This is a genomic window from Salinarimonas rosea DSM 21201, from assembly GCF_000429045.1.
GTDB classification, from domain to species: domain Bacteria; phylum Pseudomonadota; class Alphaproteobacteria; order Rhizobiales; family Beijerinckiaceae; genus Salinarimonas; species Salinarimonas rosea.
The window spans coordinates 290220-306566 of the sequence record NZ_AUBC01000004.1; the positions used below are offsets into that span (position 1 = coordinate 290220).

The window sequence follows — 16347 nt, forward strand, 5'->3', positions numbered from 1 at the left end:
CGCGACAGGATTTCCCGGCCGTGGCTCGTCAATTCATCTATCACATGCGGGGTCTCTCGAAGACCTATTCCGGCGGCAAGAAGGTCCTCGACAACGTCCATCTGTCCTTCTACCCGGACGCGAAGATCGGCGTGCTGGGCCCCAACGGCGCCGGCAAGTCGACGCTGCTCAAGATCATGGCCGGCTTCGACAAGGAGTGGAACGGCGAGGCCTGGGTCGCCGAGGGCGCCAAGGTCGGCTACCTGCCCCAGGAGCCGCAGCTCGACGCCTCGAAGACCGTGCGCCAGAACGTCGAGGAAGGCGTCGCCGCGCAGAAGGCGATCCTCGAGCGCTACAACGACCTCGCCATGAACTACTCCGAGGAGACCGCCGACGAGATGACGGCGCTCCAGGACGAGATCGAGGCGAAGGGCCTGTGGGACCTCGACTCCAAGGTCGACCAGGCCATGGACGCCCTGCGCTGCCCGCCGGACGATGCGGATGTCGGCTCGCTCTCGGGCGGCGAGCGCCGCCGCGTCGCGCTCTGCAAGCTCCTGCTCGACCAGCCCGAGCTGCTGCTGCTCGACGAGCCGACCAACCACCTCGACGCCGAGACGGTGGCCTGGCTCGAGGGGCACCTGCGCACCTATCCGGGCGCGATCCTGATCGTCACCCACGATCGCTACTTCCTCGACAACGTCACGGGCTGGATCCTCGAGCTCGACCGCGGCCGCGGCATCCCCTACGAGGGCAACTACACCTCCTGGCTGGAGCAGAAGCAGAAGCGCCTCCTCCAGGAATCCCGCGAGGACGAGGCGCGCCAGCGCACCATCGAGCGCGAGCGCGAGTGGGTCTCCGCGTCGCAGAAGGCGCGCCAGACCAAGTCGAAGGCGCGTATCGCCCGCTACGAGGAGCTCGTCGCCAAGTCGCAGGACAAGGGGCCGACGACCGCGCAGATCATCATCCCCATCGCGGAGCGGCTCGGCCAGAACGTCATCGACGCCGAGAGCCTGACCAAGGGCTACGGCGATCGGCTGCTGATCGACGACCTCTCCTTCAAGCTGCCTCCCGGCGGCATCGTCGGCGTGATCGGGCCCAACGGCGCGGGCAAGACCACGCTGTTTCGCATGATCACCGGCCAGGAGACGCCCGACTCCGGCACGATCACGGTCGGCGAGACGGTGAAGCTCGGCTACGTCGACCAGTCCCGCGACGCGCTCGACGCCAACAAGACGGTGTGGGAGGAGATCTCGGGCGGCAACGAGGTGATCTACCTCGGCAAGCGCGAGATGAACTCGCGCGCCTATTGCGCCGCCTTCAACTTCAAGGGCGGCGACCAGCAGAAGAAGGTCGGCGTGCTCTCGGGCGGCGAGCGCAACCGCGTGCACCTCGCCAAGATCCTGAAGTCCGGGGCCAACGTGCTGCTGCTCGACGAGCCGACGAACGACCTCGACGTCGACACCCTGCGCGCGCTCGAAGACGCGCTCGAGGACTATGCCGGCTGCGCGGTCATCATCAGCCACGATCGCTGGTTCCTCGACCGCATCGCCACCCACATCCTCTCCTTCGAGGGCGAGAGCCACGTCGAGTGGTTCGAGGGCAACTTCCAGGACTACGAGGACGACAAGAAGCGCCGGCTGGGGATCGACTCGACCATCCCGCACCGGATCAAGTACAAGAAGTTCTCGCGCTGAAGGCAGCGGGGCGTCGGGTGGCTGGGCCGTTCGACGCCCGCAGCTCCGGCTGCGTGCGCCTCCAGGACGGGCGTGTGCTCAATATCGGTACGAGCGCCGGAACATCGTGCGCTGCCACTCCTCGCGCTGCTTGTCCCAGAGCCGCTGCTGCTTCTCCATCGTCTCGCGACGAAGCTTCATGATGTAGGCATCCGCCTCGCGCTGGATGCGCCGGCGTTCTTCCGCCGCGAGGCGGCGCTGCTCGGCGGCCCAGCCGGGCCGGCGCCCGAAGTCGGCGAAGCTCATCGCGCCCTCCTCACCAGCCGCCGAGGCTGCCCTCGCACTGGAGCTCGCTCCAGCGCCGCTCGATGCGGTGCTTGTCGGCCTCGACGTCCCGGATCTCGGACTCGATGTCGGGCTTGCGATGGCGGATGACTTCCAGCGACCGCCGGATCGGCGCGAGGTCGCGCTTCGCCTCGTCGAGCTTGTACTGGAGATCCTGGATACGGTTCTCGAGCTCGTAGGCCCGCTGCTCGTCCTCGTACCGCCGTCGCTCGAGCTGCTCGAGCTCGTTGCGCTTCGCCTCGAGCCTTCGATTGTGCCCTTGATAGGTCGACTTCAGCTCGTTGCACTGCCATTCGTTCGACATCGGCGCGTCCCCTTCGTCCGCCGGATGAGCGAGACCCCCACCTTTCGACCTTACGCGACGCAACTCGGGCAAGCGTACAAGCTTAACGCCTGATAGTAAAGCTTAGCAACAACCATCGTCGTCGGCGGGAATGCCGGGATGACCGGCGCGACGAAGCGGCTATGATGCCGGCGCGACGCGCGACGTCGCGACCGAAGAGGCACAGGATGATGGACCGGACGATCCTCATCACCGGCGTGGGCCGCGGCATCGGGCGCGGGCTGGCGGAGGCCTATCTCCGGGCCGGCGCCGAGGTGATCGGCACGATGCGCGATGCGACGCGTGCGCCCGCGACCTTCGCCGATGCGCTCGGCTCGGGCCGGCTCGTCCTGCTCGAGGCGGATGTGCGCGACACCGACAGCCTCGCGGCCGCCGCGGCGGCCCTGCGCGACGCGCCGGTCGACGTGCTGATCGCCTGCGCCGGCATCATGGGCGAGCGCACGGCGGACACGCTGCACTCCGATCCGGGCGCCTATGCGGAGGTGTTCGACGTCAACGTGCTCGGCGTCCTGCGCACCGTCCAGGCCCTCCGGCCGGCGCTCGCCCGCGCGGCGCAGGCGCGCGGCGAGGCGAAGGTGCTCGTGATCTCGAGCCAGATGGGCGCGGGCACGAACCAGAAGTCCAACGCCATGCCCTACCGGGTCTCCAAGGCCGCTGCGAACACGATCGCCCGCGGCCTCGCCACCGACCTCGCCCCCGAGCGCATCCATGTCGCCGCCTGCCATCCCGGCTGGGTGCGCACCGAGATGGGCGGTCCCGGCGCGGACATCGCGGTCGAGGAGAGCGTCGCGGGCCTGATGCGCCTCGTCGAGGGGCTCGACGCGCAGGCGGCGGGCGGCTTCTGGAACTGGGACGGAAGACGGATGGCGTTCTGAGGTGGCCGGCGGCACCGGCGGCCTCGGATCGCGTCAGGCCGGGGCCGGGGCGAGCGCCGCGCGGGGACGGCGCCGCGCCACGAGCAGCGCGACCATCGGCGGCGTGAAGTAGAACGAGACCACGGTCGAGAGCAGCACGCCGCCGGCGATCGCCACCGCGAAGGGCGGCCAGAAGCCGCCGCCCGCGAGGATCAGAGGCAGGAAGCCGCCGACCGTCGTGATCGTCGTCGAGACGATGTGGCGGGCCGAGCGCACCACCACCGCCCGCATGGCGTCGAAGTCCCCCGCCATCGCCGCCTCGTCCTCCTGGATCGCCGTGATCACGATGATCGCCGCGTTGATCGACACGCCGATCGAGCCGATCGCGCCGATCAGCGCCTGCACGCCGAAGGGCATGTCGAGCACCGCGAGCGCGAGCACCGAGAGGCCGAAGGAGAGCACGCACACCACGCCCGCGATCAGCGCCAGCCGGTACGACAGGAAGGTGAGCACGATCGTCACCACGGTGAGCGTGACGACGAGGCCGAGCGTCGAGACGAGATTGCGCACCGTCTCGGCGCGGGCGTCGCTGTCGCCGCCGAACTCCAGCCGGTAGCCCTCCGGCAGCGTCAGCGCGCCCGCGTCGAGCCGCGCCTGCAGCACCGAGAGCGCCTCCTCGGGCAGGACGCCGTGGGCGAGGTATCCCTGCACCACGTTGATGCGCTCGCCCCCGCGCCGCGCGATCGGGCTCTCGGAGGGCAGCATCTCCCACGTGCCGAGCGCCGAGAGCGGCACGCCGGGATGCGCCGGGCCCCCGGCGTTCGCGCCGGCGGGAAGGACGTCGAGGGCGCGCACCGCGGCGAGATCGCCGCGGGTCCCCTCGCCTACCCGCACGCGCACCGGCAGGTCCTCGGTCTCCTCGAGCAGCGAGCCGCCGGTCGTGCCCTCGAGCGTCGCCTGGAGCTGGCCCGCCACCGCGCCGAGGTCGAGGCCGGCGAGACGCACCGCGTCCTCGTCGAGGCGGAAGACCAGCTTGGGCGCGCCGCCCTCCAGCGTCGCGCGGGTATGGATCACGCTCGGGACGTCCGCCATCAGTGCGCGCGCCTGCGCCCCGATGGCGCGCAGGGTCTCGAGATCGGGGCCGACGAGGCGCATCTCGAGGGGCGCCGAGACCGGCGGTCCCTGCACCAGCCCGCGTACCAGGATCTGCGCCTGCGGCAGCGCCGCGTCGAGCGCGGCCTGGAGACGCGGCACGAGGATGTCCGTCTCCTCCGGGCTCGCCGTGAAGACGAGCGCCTCCGCGAAGTGGGGCGTCGCGTCCCGGTTCGCTTCCATATTGTAGTAGAAGGCCGGCGCGCTCTCGCCGATCACCCAATGCGTGGAGACCACCTCCGGCGCCCGCGCCATCAGCGCGTCCGCCGCGCGGGCGACGCGCGCGGTCTCGCCGATGGCGGTGCCCGCCGGCAGCAGCACCTGGACGTAGAGCTGGTCGCGCTCGACGCCCGGGAAGAACTGGGCGGTGAGCGTCGGGAAGGACAGGAAGCCGGCCACGGGCAGCGCCAGCGACACCGCAATCGCCGCGAGCCGGTGGCGCAGCGCCAGCGCGATCGAGCGATCGAACAGCGAACCGAGGCCCGGGATGGTGACCCCGTTCGCGAGCATCCCCCCGCCCCCGGCGCTTCGGCCGGCGAGCAGCCGGCCCGCGAAGGCGGGCGTGACCGTCAGCGCGATCGCGAGCGAGGCGAAGAGCATGATGATGACCGCGAGCGCGATCGAGCCGACGAAGTCTCCCGCCGGCCCCGGCAGGAGCGCCATCGGCAGGAAGGCGAGCACCGTCGTCACCGTCGAGGCGAGGAGCGGCACCGCGAGCCGCCGCACGGAGGCGCCGACCGCCGCGACGGGTGCGACGCCGTCGGCCATGCGCCGGCGCACCTCGTCCGTCATCACGATGGCGGCATCCACGAGCAGTCCGAGCGCCACGATGAGGCCCGCGACCGACATCTGCTGGATCGCGATCCCGGTACGCTGCATGATCGTGAGCGAGACCAGCGCCGCGAGCGGGATCACCACCGCCACGATCAGCGCCGCGCGCCAGCCGAGCGTCACCAGCAGCACGGCGACGACGAGGGAGACGCCGAGCGCGAGGTTCGCGCCGAGCTCTCCGAGCCGCGCGGAAGTGTACTCCGACTGGTCGAAGACGAGGTGCACAGCGAGTCCGGCGGGCAGCTCGGCGCGGAAGGCGTCGAGCGTCGTGCGCACCGCGGCCGACCAGACGTCGACCTGCCGGTCCGCCTCCATGCGCGCCGCGACGAGGACGCCCGCGTCGCCCCGCGACAGCGCCAGCGTCGCCGGCGGCGTGCTCTCGGTGCGTTCCACACGCCCGAGATCGCCGACGCGCACGCTCGCGCCCTCCTCCCCGAGCCGGACCGGGATCTCGCGCACGCGGGCGAGATCCTCGATGGCGCCCGCGACCTCGATGATGAGGTCACCGGTGGCGCCGCGCACCTGCCCCGCCGCCACCTTCGCGTCCGCGGCGGCGACGGCGCGGGAGACGTCGGCGGCGGTGAGCCCGAGCGCCGCGAGGCGGGCGGGGTCGAGGGTGACGACGACCTCCTCGTCGGGCGCGCCGTAGAGCTCGACGAGCCGCGTCTCGGGCACGCGCCGCAGCCGGTCCCGAAGCTCCTCCGCGGTGCGCCGCAGGATCGCGGGCGGCGCCTCGACGCCCGCACGCGGGACGATCGCCACGATCGCCGTGAACGCGCCGGCGCGGTCGTTGTCGAACACCGGCGCCGCGACGCCCGGCGGGAAGCGGCGCGCCGCCGCGTCGACGGCGTCGCGCACCTCCGACCAGACCTGCTCCAGCCGATCGTCGGGGAGGAACTGCGAGAGCTCGATCGTCACCGACGAGACGCCCGCGGCGGAGGTCGATTCGATCACCTCGATCTCGGCGAGGGTGCGCAGCTCGGCCTCGATCGGCTCGGTGACCAGCGCCTCGACCCGGTCCGGCGCGGCCCCGGGGAAGGGCGTGACGATGGTGGCGAACAGGTTCGTGATGGTCGGGTCCTCCTGGCGCGCGATCGTCAGGAGGGAGGCGGCGCCGAGCGCGAGCGCGGTGAGGATCGCGAGCCAGAGCAGGCGCGGGCTGCGGTAGAAGAGCGTGTCCATCTCACCGCTCCGCCTGCGCGAGCACGACCGCCTGGCCGGGCGTCACGCGATGCGCGCCGCCGGCGACGAGGGCGGTACCGGGGGTGAGCGTGCCGCGCACGAAGGCGCGCTCGTCGGCCACGTGGAGCACCTCGACCGCCTCGCGCACGACCCGCGCCGGCGCGTCGCCGCCGGCCTCCTCCGCCACCAGCACGCTCCACGTCCCACGCCGGCCCTCGCTGAGCGCCGCGACGGGCAGCCAATAGCCCGGCGTCTCCACCCGGCGCGGCAGGTGCAGCGCCACCGTCGTGCCGAAGGCCGCCGTCGGCGGACGATCGGGCGCGAACAGCGCGGTGACGGTGCGCGTCGCGGGGGCGAGATCCGGCCTCAGGGCGACGAGCCGCGCCGGCAGGCTCTCCTCGCCGATCGCGAGCCGCACGCGATCGGCGGGGGCGAGCGCCGCCGCCGCCTCCGGGGAGAGGCCGACGCGGGCGATGGGCGCGGCGCTCTCCATCAGCGAGACGACCGGCGCGCCCGCCGCGACGACGGCGCCCTCGTCGACGGAGCGCGCCGCGATCGTGCCGGCGAACGGCGCACGCAGGATCGCCTTGTCGAGATCGATGTCGAGCCGTGCGATGGCGGCGGCGATCTCGGCCGCGCGCGCGGCCTCCACGGCGGCGGCGAGGCGCGCCTCGTCGAGCCGCTGGGTCGACGCGTGCCCGGCATCGCCGAGCGCCTCCTGGCGCGCGAGCGTGCGCCCGGCGAGGTCGCGGGCGGCGGCGATCTGGTCGCGCTGGGCGACGAGCCGCGCGCGCTCGGCCTCGAGCGCGGCGACGTCGAGCCGCGCCACCGGGGCGCCCGCCGCGACCGCGTCCCCCTCGTCCACCAACACCGCGACGACGAGGCCCGCCCGTTCGAAGGCGAGGTCCGCCGCCCGCGCGGGCTCGAGGCGCCCGAGGAAGCGGTCCTCGACCGTGTAGCCGTCCTCGCGCACGAGCCGCGTCACGCTCACCGGCAGCGGCGCGGGCTCGGCGCGTGCCGCCTCCGCGCGGGCGTCCGCGCGATCCCGGAGGACGCCGACGCCGCCGAGGACGCCCGCCCCCACGGCGGCGACGACGCCGATCTGGAGCACGATGGAAAGCACACGGCGCAGGCGCGTTGGCATGGCACAATCCCCGAGGCGGGACCAAACGGGCGGCATGAGATCGCCGGCTGAACGAGACGATACCGTATCGTCTCGTTCAGCATTAAACGATACCGACCGGTCTCGTCAACCGGGAAGCTACGTGCTAGGCAGGGCCATGGATCACGCCAACGCCAACAATCCCGCGACCGGTCGCGGCCTCGATCCCGCGAAGCGGCGCGCCATCCTGGAGGGCGCGCAGGACGTCTTCCTGCGCGACGGCTTCGTCGCGGCCAGCATGGACGAGGTGGCGCGGGCCGCAGGCGTCGGCAAGATGACGGTCTACCGGCATTTCGGCAGCAAGGACGCGCTGTTCCGCGACATGCTGCGGGAGATCTGCGGGGGCACGCTCGTCGACGCGCCGACGCGGCACGGCGCGACGCTCGAGGAGGACCTCGTCGCGCTCGGCCGCTCCTTCGTCGACCTGATCACCCATCCGCGCCGGCTCGGCACCTATCGGGTGGCGCTGTCGGAGGCCGAGCGCACGCCGGATGTCTCGAAGCTGTTCTACGAGGGCGCGGTGATCCCGGTCTGCGAGCGCATCGCCCGCTGCATCGCCGCGCACGCGCCGCGGCTGCCCCCCGAGGAGGTCTTTCTCCTCGCCGGCTCCTTCCTCCAGCTCGTCCAGGGCCACGCCTTCCTGCGCCTGGTGATGGGCCTCGACCACGAGCCCGACCGCGCCGCCTTCGAGGCCCAGATCGCGCTGGCCGCCGAGATGATCGCCCAGCGCGCAAACGTCTAGCCGGGTTCGGGAGCCGTTGTCACTGGATGGGAATGGACGTGCGCCGCGTGCCGATGCCGGCTGTCTCCTTCCCCGTAGGGGAAGGTGGCGCGCCGCCGTAGGCGGCGTGACGGACGGGGCGCGGCGCGAAAGCGACGCGTTCCGCGAAGCGGAAGCCACGGCGTCCGGCTTCGGCCGTCACTTTCGGCTGCGCCGAACGCGCGTCCCGCGCGCCCCATCCGTCTCGGCTTCGCCGAGCCACCTTCCCCTACAGGGAAGGAGAAGGATCGGCGCGCCCGTCGAGCAGTCTCCACGGCGCTGCTCGAGCGGGCTTCGCGACAGGCGGTCTCTTCACCACCACAGCCCCGCCGGCTCCTGCTCGCTCTCCCGTGCCGCCGGGCGGCGGGCCTCGTCCAGGGCGGCGTAGAGGGTGCGCGAGACCGCCTCGACGCCGGGGCTCGCGCGCTCGCGGGGGCGCGCCAGCAGCACCTCGATCTCGTCGTGGATGCGTCCGGGGTCGGGGCGCATGACGATCACCCGGTCGGCCAGCATCACCGCCTCCGCGACGTCGTGCGTGACGATGACGATCGTCAGCCCGGTGGCCTTCCACAGCGACAGGAGATGCGCGTGCAGGTCGGCGCGGGTGAAGGCGTCGAGCGCCGAGAAGGGCTCGTCGAGGAGCAGCACCTCCGGCCCGGCGGCGAAGGCGCGGGCGATGGCGACGCGCTGCTGCTGGCCGCCGGAGAGGTCCCGCGGCAGGCGCTCGGCGTGCTCGGAGAGGCCGACCCGCGCGAGCGCGTCCGCCACCCGCGCCGCCCGCTCGGCCGCGGGCAGGCGGGAAAGCCCGAAGCCGACATTGCGGGCGACGTCGAGCCAGGGCAGCAGCCGCGGCTCCTGGAAGACGACACCGATCTTCGGATGCGGATCGCGCACCGGCTCGCCGTCGATGGCGATCGTCCCAGCGCTCGGCCGGTCGAGCCCGGCGAGGAGGCGCATCAGGGTGGTCTTGCCGCAGCCCGAGCCGCCCACGATCGCGACGATCTCGCCGCGGCGCACGTCGAGGTCGACCTCGGCGAGCGCGCGCTTGCCGTCGGCGTAGGTCTTCGAGAGGCGCTCGATCGCGAGCATGGCGGATCTCCGGTCTTGGTCCGAGGCTCTTGTTCAGAGGCGGTCGCGGGCGACGTCCTGCCAGGCGACGAGGGGGCGCGTGGCGGCGACGAGCACGAGGTCGCAGGCCTTGCCGAGCAGCGCGAAGGCGACGATGGCGGCGAGGATCTGGTCGGGCTTGCCCATCTGCTGGCCGTCGACGAGGAGGTAGCCGAGCCCCTCCGAGGCGCCCATGAACTCGGCCGCCACCACGAACATGAAGCCGAGCCCCAGACCCGAGCGCAGCGCCGTGATCGTCTCCGGCAGCACGGCGGGCACGAGGATGCGCCGCGCCGTCTCGACCCGCGAGAGCCGGAAGACGCGCGAGACCTCGAGCAGCTTGCGGTCGATCGAGCGGATCGCGTCGCACACCCCGAGATAGACGGGGAAGAACACGCCCACCGCGATCAGCGCCACCTTCGACGCCTCGAAGATGCCGAGCCACAGGATGAACAGCGGCACCCAGGCGATGGAGGGGATCGCCCGCAGGGCCTGGAGCGTCGGGTCCAGCGTCTCGCGGGCGGGCCGGCTCGCGCCGCACAGGGCGCCCAGCAGGAGCCCCGCACCGGCGCCGAGGCCGAAGCCGACGAGGACGCGCCACAGCGTCGTCGCGACGTGGAGCACGAGCTCCCCGCGAGCCTGGAGGTCGGCGAAGGTGGCGAGCACCCGCGAGGGCGGCGGCAGCAGCCGCCCCTGCGCCAGCCCCGCGGCGACCGCGGCCTCCCACCCGAGCGCCGCCGCGAGCGGCAGCGCCAGTGCGAGCGCCAGCGTCCGCGAGATCCCGAGCCGCGGCAGCCGCCGGGAGAGGCGGCGCGCGGCGGACGCAGGCGCGTCGCCAGAAACCTCTCCGGAAACCGCGTCCTGCGCGCGCGCCGCGAGGCTCCCCTCCCCTGCGCTCATCGCGCGGCCACCGTGAAGCTCGTGTCGATCAGCGCGTCGAGCGTGGCGTCGATGTCCGAGCCCTCCGGCAGCACGCCGGCCTCGACGAGCGCAACGCCCGCCGCGCGGATGGTCTCGCGCTCGGCGGCGCCCAGGACCGGGTCCGTGATGTCGGTGCGCTCGAGCTGGCGCGCGACGATCTCCGGCGGCAGGCGGGTGAACTCGCCGAGCACCGCGGCGAGCGCGGCCGGGTCGGCGAGCGCCTCCGCGCGGGCGCGCTCGTAGGCGGCGAGCACGGTCTCGACGATCTGCGGATGCGCCTGCGCGAAGCTCTCGCGGACGTTCAAGGTGCCGAACGTGTTCGCGGCGGGGTCGCGGTGGAACAGCTGGGCCCCGCTCTCGAGCTCGGCCGCCGCCATCATCGGGTCGAGCCCGGCCCAGGCGTCGACGTCGCCGCGCTCGAGCGCGAGCCGCCCGTCCGGATGCTGGAGGAGGACGAGGCGCACGTCGCGCTCGGTCAGGCCGGCGCCGGCCAGCGCACGCACCAGGAAGATGTGCGGATCGGTGCCGCGGGTCACGGCGACGCGGCGCCCGGCGAGATCCGCCACGGTGGCGATGCCGGTGTCGGGACGGGTGACGAGGGCGGTCCATTCCGGGCGCGAGTAGAGGTAGATCGTGCGGATCGGGTTGCCGTTGAGCCGCCCCACCAGCGCGGCCGCGCCCGCCGTCGAGCCGAAGTCGATGGCCTCGGCGTTGAGGAACTCGAGCGCCTTGTTGGAGCCGAGCGTCTGCACCCAGCGCACGTCGATCCCGTCGGCCGCGAGCGCCTCCTCGAGGTAGCCGCGCTCGCGCAGCAGCAGGCTGACCGGGTTGTAGGTGGCGTAGTCCACCGTGATCCGCCCGGGCGCGTCCTGCGCGACGGACCGGTTCGTCAGCACGAACGGGGCGGCGAGGCCGGCGCCGAGGGCGGAGAGGAGTGTGCGGCGATTGAGCGTCATCGGGCGGTCCTCGGATGGAAACGGGTCTGCGGTAACCCCGTGAACGGGGCGGGCGCGAACCGGCTCGGCGCGGGGTGCCGAGCGGCATCTCGTTCGGTATAACGAACGATCCGAGGCGACGTCAATAGCCCAGGTGTGGATTATCATATTTCACATTACCACACGTATTTTCGCTCTCATCCCTGCGCCGCCATCCGCCGCCGCAGCCGTGCCTGCTTGTCGGAGGCCGCGAGCGCATCGCGCAGCGTGCGCACGCCGTCGGCCTCGAGCAGCGGGATGAGCCCGAGCAGGACCCGCGCGGTGGCCCGCGCGTCGCCGAGCGCGGTGTGGCGCGCCTCGGGCGGGATCACGACCCCGAAGCGCTCGGCGAGCGCGTCGAGCGTCAGGCTCTCCTGCGTGCCGAAGAGGTGCGCGCCGAGCAGCACCGTGTCGAGCACCGGGCCGGTGAAGGACACGCCCGCCGCCCCCTCCCCGCGCCTGAGGAAGGCGAGGTCGAAGGCGGCGTTGTGAGCCACGAGGACGGCCTCGTCGACGAAGCCGCGGAACCGCGCGAGCACCACGCTCGCGGGCTCGGCGCCCGCCACCATGGCGTCGGTGATGCCGTGCACCCGGCTCGACGCCGCCGGGATCGGCCGGCCGGGATCGACGAGGACGTCGAAGAGCTCCCCCGTGATCAGCCGGTTGTTGACGACACGCACGCCGGCGATCGAGCACAGCGCGTCCCGCGCCGGGTCGAGGCCGGTCGTCTCGGTGTCGAGCACGACGAAGGTGAGCGCGCGCAGGGGGCGATCGTCGAGCGGCGTCGGCGCGAGACCGCCGAGGAGGCCGAAATCGTAGAACTCCGCCCGCTCCGGCACGGGCACCGGCGCCTTGGCGATCGGGAGGTCCTCCTCGCGCGCCGCCGCGAGCGGCAGCTCGAGGCGCGCGCGGCCCGGCGCGGCCGGGTCGGGCACGCACCAGAGGTCCGTGCGGTGGCGCGCGAGCACGTCGTGCCCGGTCACGGCCCCCGCTCCGTCCTCCAGGCGTTCCGAGAGCCAGGCCTCGACGGTGGCGGGCGCCGGCGCCTCGCCCGTCCAGGAGGCGAGGAGGCGCACGCGCCCGTTCTCCGCCGAGGCGGAGAGGCGAAACGCCTCCGTTCCCGCGTGCACGGCGATGCGGTTGAGGAGATGCTCCACGAGCGCCGTCACCGAGGCGGAATCGCAGCGCAGCCAGGCGGGCTCCCCGTGCGTCTCGAAGACGAGGTCGCGCCCCTCCGAGCGGCGCACGCGCACGAGTTGGAACAGCGTCGGCGAATGGGTCGTCGCCATCGGCCATGCGCCGGAGACCAGATCGGACGCCGCCTCCTCGAGCCGGTCGAGCCGATCGCCGAGCTCGGCCGGCTCGCGGCGCAGGAGATCGCGGGCGAAGGCGACGTCCTCCGGGTCGGGCGTTTCCTGGCGCGCGATGAGCTCGCCGGCGAGAGCCAGGGCGGCGACGCGCTCGCGCATGTCGCGGATGCCGTCCTGGAGCAGCCGGTCGCGCCAGACGCCGGCGGCGAGATCGTTCGTCACGTCCTCGAAGGAGAGCACGTAGCCGGTGGGCCGCGCCCCGTCGGGGTCGAGCATCAGCGACATGCGCCCGACGATGCGGGCGTTCTCCTTCGCGGTCGCGCCGACGAGGGTCGTGGTGAGGCCGTCGCGGTGGATCTGGTGTCGGCCGGTGCGGAAGCGGTCCTCGAGCCGCTCCAGCGTGTGGGCGAGCACGCGGCCGGAGAGCACCTCGGTCAGCGGCCGGTCGAGGCCGATCTCGCCGCAGGCGCCGAGGATCTCCTGGGCGCGCCGGTTGTAGAGCGTCACCTTGTGGGCGAGCGTGCAGATGACGACGCCCTGGCGCAGGTCGCGCAGGACGATCTCGAGGTTGCGCGTCTGCCGATCCGCCTCCGCGGTCGCCGCCGCGACCGCCGCGTCCACCTCGAGCCGCGCCTCGTCCAGCGCCTGCGTGAACTCGGCCACCGCGGGGGCGAGGACACCGAGGTAGCGGCCCCGCTGCAGCGAGGGCGGCTTGCGCGCGGCGCGGGCGTGGACGGCGGCGCGCACGTCGGCGGCGATGGCGACGAGGGGGCGCGCCACGTGCTCGTCGAACTTGAGCCAGACCCAGGTCGTGAGCCCGACCGTCACTCCGATCGCGACGAGCCCCGCCAGCACCAGCGGCGCCGCCGTCTGCGGCGCGAGAGCCCGTTCCAGGTAGACCAGCGCCCCCACGATCCCCGCCCCGGCCCCGAGCGCGATCAGGGCGAAGAACAGGAAGATTCGGACGCGCAGGGACCAGCGGGCGGGGTTCATGGCGCCGCCTCCGACGGTCTCCGCGCATCGAGGCCCGACGTGAATGTTCTCCTTCCCTGTAGGGGAAGGTGGATCGGCGCGCAGCGCCGAGACGGATGGGGCGCGCGGCACGCGCGTTCGGCGAAGCCGAAGCCGACCCGCGGCCGAGGGCACCACCACTTCCGCTTCGCGGAACGCGTCGCTGCGCGCCGCGCCCCATCCGTCACGCAGCCTTCGGCTGCGCGCCACCTTCCCCTACAGGGAAGGACGAAGGGCCGAAACTCCGGCCGCTCCGCCTGCCGTGGTGCGCGAGGCCCAACGCTCATCCCTCCCTCCCGTCCGCCAAGGCGGCCACGAGGTCGGCGAAGCCGAAGGGCTTGGTCAGCATCGCGTCGGCGCCCAGCGCGCGCGCCTTCTCGCGGTCGACCGGCCGGCCCCGCGGGCTCGTCAGCACGATCCGGATGCCGGCGAGCGCCGGGTCGGCGCGCACGGCGCGGCAGAGGTCGTAGCCGTCGCGGCCGATCAGCATCGCGTCGAGGACGGCGCAGCCGAACGGCGCTCGCCGCAGGGCCGCGAGCGCCGCCTCGCCGTCGGCCGCCGTCTCGACATCGTGCCCCGCCGCGACGAGGAGGCGCGCCAGGGCGGCACGCATCGGCTCCTCGTCCTCGGCGACGAGAACGCGTCTCGCCACCATCGCCTCCTCCTCGCGCCCTCCCCGGGCGATCGTCACGAGCGGCGCGGTTGACCCCGCGCTCGCCCCTCGCGTGTCACGCGCTCGGCGTCCCGCCGGTCCCGCACACGACCGCACGCAGCGGATCGTCGTCGGCGAGCGTGCGCCACTCGCCGCCGATCGGCTGGCCGCTCGCGTCGAAGCCGTCGAGGTCGACGAGATCCGCGCGCCGCCCGCCCGCGCAGTCGAACACCATCGCCGCGGTCGCGGTGGGCACGTAGCGCTGGAGCAGGTGGACCTCGGCGAGCCGGTAGCCGGTGTCGCCGGGCGCGGCGACGACGTTGCCGACGGCGACGAAGCGGTTCACCGGCGCGACGAGGTAGGTCCAGGGCTGGAGCGGATGCGTCTGCTCGTAGGTGCGCGCCACGGTCACCGTCCCCGGCAGGGCGCCGGCGGTGCGGGAGAACCAGGAATAGTCGTTGTAGAGCGTGTAGGTCATCATCGCCGCGCCCGCCATCAGGGGCAGGATCCAGCGCGGCGGCTTCTGCCCCACCACCTTGAAGGCGAGCATCACCACGCCCGCCACCGCGACGCCCAGCACCAGGACCGCTATCAGGTTGAACCACATGGACCGTTCGTTCCCGCCTGCGCCTCAGGCCGCCGATCGCCCGTGGGCGAGCGCGGCCTGGAGGCCCTTCACGACGCCGAAGGCGTCCTTGAGATGATTGCGCTGGAGCGCCGAGAGGCTCGACGGCTTCAGGAAGTTGTCCGGCTTCGTGCCGGCGCGCACCTGCGCCGCCTGGTGCGAGAGCCGCGTCTCGCAGACGAGATCGTAGGCGTCGATCAGGTCGGCCGCCCCGCTCTCGGACAGGGTGCCCGCCCCGCGCGCGGCGAGGAGCCGCTCGCGGGTGTTGACGGCGGCGATGGCACCGTCGAGCGCGTAGACGCGCGCGAGGTCGACGATGGGGACGACGCCCGAGTGCTTCAGGTCGACCGCGTCCTTGTGCTCCCCCGAGCGGATCAGCGCGAAGCCGCGGAACAGGCCGAGCGGCGGCGTGTGCTTGAGCGAGTTCGCGATCATGTGGGCGCGGAAGATGCTGTTCTTGCGCGCGGCCGCCAGCGTCTCGCCCTGGAGACCCTCGAACAGGCTCGCCTCCCCCGCGATCGGGCGCAGGTCGAACATGACGGAGGCGAGCATCTGCGCCATCGGGTCCGGCTTCGCGATCCAGCCGGCGAAGTAGGAGCGCCACACCGCGAGCGGCTGGCGCCAGCGCGGCGTCGTCGCCATCATCTCGCCGGGGCAATAGTAGTAGCCGCAGGCGTCGAGCCCGTCGCAGACGAGGCGCGCCAGCTCCGCGAAATAGACGCCGTCGCGGGCCTCGTCGTAGGCGTCGTCGAGGATGAGGCAATTGTCCTGGTCGGAGACGCCGGTCTGCTCGCGCCGCCCCTGGCTGCCGCAGGCGAGCCAGAGCCAGGGCACCGGCGCGGGTCCGAGCCGGGCCTCGGCGAGCGCGAGGAGCCGGCGTGTCACCGCGTCCGCGACACCGGTGATCGCGTGGCCGACCCGCTGGGGCGGCATCCCCGAGCCGACGAGCTGGACGAGCAGCTCCGGCAGCTTCGCCACGATGCCCGCGAGCGCCGGCACGTCCGCCGCCTTGGCGATGTCCGCCAGCATGTACATGGCCGAGATCGTCTGGCGGCGCACGAGGTTCGTGCGCGTGAGGATGCCCTCCGCGTGACCCCCGCGCGCGATCGGCAGATGGCCGAAGCCGCGCTCGGACATCAGCACCATGGCGTCGTAGACGAGCGCGTCGGGGGCGAGCGTCACGGGATCGCGCGTCATCGCCTCCGCGACGGGAATATCCGCCGAGCGGCCCCGGGCGACGACGCGGCTCGTCAGGTCGCCGGTCGTCAGGAGGCCGACGAGGCGCCCCGCCTCGTCCGTGACGAGAACGCAGGAGATCGCTCGCTCCGCCATCAGCGCGGCCGCGTCGCGCACCGACGTGGACGGGGAGACTCGGACGGGGCTCGCGGTCATTACGTCCGAGAGCGGCGCGGCGAGCCCGCTCTCCCCGGGAACCTCCCGCGGCGCGACGCGGCGGGCGGCCGTCG

General features: G+C 73.1%; 14 protein-coding genes. 3 read left to right on the top strand and 11 right to left on the bottom strand.

What is annotated here, in order from left to right:
- Positions 1 to 20 precede the first annotated feature (20 nt).
- Complete coding sequence (gene ettA, locus G407_RS0103675) at positions 21 to 1673, top strand: energy-dependent translational throttle protein EttA (protein WP_029029727.1); 1653 nt, start codon at positions 21 to 23, stop codon at positions 1671 to 1673.
- A gap of 78 nt (positions 1674 to 1751) precedes the next feature.
- Here the strand turns inward: ettA and G407_RS0103680 are convergent, their stop codons facing one another.
- Together G407_RS0103680 and G407_RS0103685 are read right to left on the bottom strand one after the other, a co-directional pair.
- Positions 1752 to 1958 (bottom strand): hypothetical protein, encoded by a 207-nt coding sequence (locus tag G407_RS0103680; protein ID WP_029029728.1) that lies wholly within the window; start codon positions 1956 to 1958, stop codon positions 1752 to 1754.
- Positions 1959 to 1968: 10 nt separating this feature from the next.
- Entirely contained in the window at positions 1969 to 2301 is a 333-nt protein-coding gene (locus tag G407_RS0103685; protein ID WP_029029729.1) for a hypothetical protein, read from the bottom strand.
- Positions 2302 to 2507: 206 nt separating this feature from the next.
- On the opposite strand from G407_RS0103685, the gene G407_RS0103690 reads away from it, so the two are divergent.
- Entirely contained in the window at positions 2508 to 3215 is a 708-nt protein-coding gene (locus G407_RS0103690; protein WP_029029730.1) for an SDR family NAD(P)-dependent oxidoreductase, read from the top strand.
- Positions 3216 to 3248: 33 nt separating this feature from the next.
- Here G407_RS0103690 and G407_RS0103695 read toward each other — a convergent pair whose 3' ends face one another.
- Positions 3249 to 6359, bottom strand: a complete 3111-nt coding sequence (locus G407_RS0103695) for an efflux RND transporter permease subunit (RefSeq protein WP_029029731.1) — start codon at positions 6357 to 6359, stop codon at positions 3249 to 3251.
- A gap of 1 nt (position 6360) precedes the next feature.
- Entirely contained in the window at positions 6361 to 7503 is a 1143-nt protein-coding gene (locus G407_RS0103700; protein ID WP_029029732.1) for an efflux RND transporter periplasmic adaptor subunit, read from the bottom strand.
- A 136-nt stretch (positions 7504 to 7639) separates the two neighbouring features.
- Here G407_RS0103700 and G407_RS25525 point away from each other — a divergent pair, with 136 nt between their 5' ends.
- Positions 7640 to 8263, top strand: coding sequence for a TetR/AcrR family transcriptional regulator (locus tag G407_RS25525; RefSeq protein WP_052340906.1), 624 nt, complete (start codon positions 7640 to 7642; stop codon positions 8261 to 8263).
- Positions 8264 to 8593: 330 nt separating this feature from the next.
- Here G407_RS25525 and G407_RS0103710 read toward each other — a convergent pair whose 3' ends face one another.
- The 7 genes from G407_RS0103710 to G407_RS0103740 form a co-directional block, all read right to left on the bottom strand.
- Positions 8594 to 9370, bottom strand: a complete 777-nt coding sequence (locus tag G407_RS0103710; RefSeq protein WP_029029733.1) for an ABC transporter ATP-binding protein — start codon at positions 9368 to 9370, stop codon at positions 8594 to 8596.
- Positions 9371 to 9403: 33 nt separating this feature from the next.
- Entirely contained in the window at positions 9404 to 10288 is an 885-nt protein-coding gene (locus G407_RS0103715; protein ID WP_029029734.1) for an ABC transporter permease, read from the bottom strand.
- Positions 10285 to 11265, bottom strand: coding sequence for an aliphatic sulfonate ABC transporter substrate-binding protein (locus G407_RS0103720; protein ID WP_029029735.1), 981 nt, complete (start codon positions 11263 to 11265; stop codon positions 10285 to 10287). The genes G407_RS0103715 and G407_RS0103720 overlap by 4 nt, the downstream gene beginning before the upstream one ends.
- A 176-nt stretch (positions 11266 to 11441) precedes the next feature.
- Positions 11442 to 13586, bottom strand: a complete 2145-nt coding sequence (locus tag G407_RS25530; RefSeq protein WP_052340907.1) for a 3'-5' exonuclease — start codon at positions 13584 to 13586, stop codon at positions 11442 to 11444.
- A gap of 301 nt (positions 13587 to 13887) precedes the next feature.
- Positions 13888 to 14259, bottom strand: coding sequence for a response regulator transcription factor (locus tag G407_RS0103730; RefSeq protein ID WP_052340908.1), 372 nt, complete (start codon positions 14257 to 14259; stop codon positions 13888 to 13890).
- A 73-nt stretch (positions 14260 to 14332) separates the two neighbouring features.
- On the bottom strand, positions 14333 to 14863 hold the full coding sequence (locus G407_RS0103735) for a hypothetical protein (protein WP_029029737.1): 531 nt from the start codon (positions 14861 to 14863) through the stop codon (positions 14333 to 14335).
- Positions 14864 to 14887: 24 nt separating this feature from the next.
- Positions 14888 to 16347: DUF294 nucleotidyltransferase-like domain-containing protein (locus G407_RS0103740; RefSeq protein WP_029029738.1), on the bottom strand; the 1460-nt coding region annotated here is incomplete at its 5' end.

Coding starts and splice junctions, on each gene's coding strand:
- G407_RS0103680 (WP_029029728.1), bottom strand. CDS start 1,958: ATGAGCTTCGCCGACTTCGGGCGCCGGCCCGGCTGGGCCGCCGAGCAG.
- G407_RS0103685 (WP_029029729.1), bottom strand. CDS start 2,301: ATGTCGAACGAATGGCAGTGCAACGAGCTGAAGTCGACCTATCAAGGG.
- G407_RS0103690 (WP_029029730.1), top strand. CDS start 2,508: ATGATGGACCGGACGATCCTCATCACCGGCGTGGGCCGCGGCATCGGG.
- G407_RS0103695 (WP_029029731.1), bottom strand. CDS start 6,359: ATGGACACGCTCTTCTACCGCAGCCCGCGCCTGCTCTGGCTCGCGATC.
- G407_RS0103700 (WP_029029732.1), bottom strand. CDS start 7,503: ATGCCAACGCGCCTGCGCCGTGTGCTTTCCATCGTGCTCCAGATCGGC.
- G407_RS25525 (WP_052340906.1), top strand. CDS start 7,640: ATGGATCACGCCAACGCCAACAATCCCGCGACCGGTCGCGGCCTCGAT.
- G407_RS0103710 (WP_029029733.1), bottom strand. CDS start 9,370: ATGCTCGCGATCGAGCGCCTCTCGAAGACCTACGCCGACGGCAAGCGC.
- G407_RS0103715 (WP_029029734.1), bottom strand. CDS start 10,288: ATGAGCGCAGGGGAGGGGAGCCTCGCGGCGCGCGCGCAGGACGCGGTT.
- G407_RS0103720 (WP_029029735.1), bottom strand. CDS start 11,265: ATGACGCTCAATCGCCGCACACTCCTCTCCGCCCTCGGCGCCGGCCTC.
- G407_RS25530 (WP_052340907.1), bottom strand. CDS start 13,586: ATGAACCCCGCCCGCTGGTCCCTGCGCGTCCGAATCTTCCTGTTCTTC.
- G407_RS0103730 (WP_052340908.1), bottom strand. CDS start 14,259: ATGGTGGCGAGACGCGTTCTCGTCGCCGAGGACGAGGAGCCGATGCGT.
- G407_RS0103735 (WP_029029737.1), bottom strand. CDS start 14,863: ATGTGGTTCAACCTGATAGCGGTCCTGGTGCTGGGCGTCGCGGTGGCG.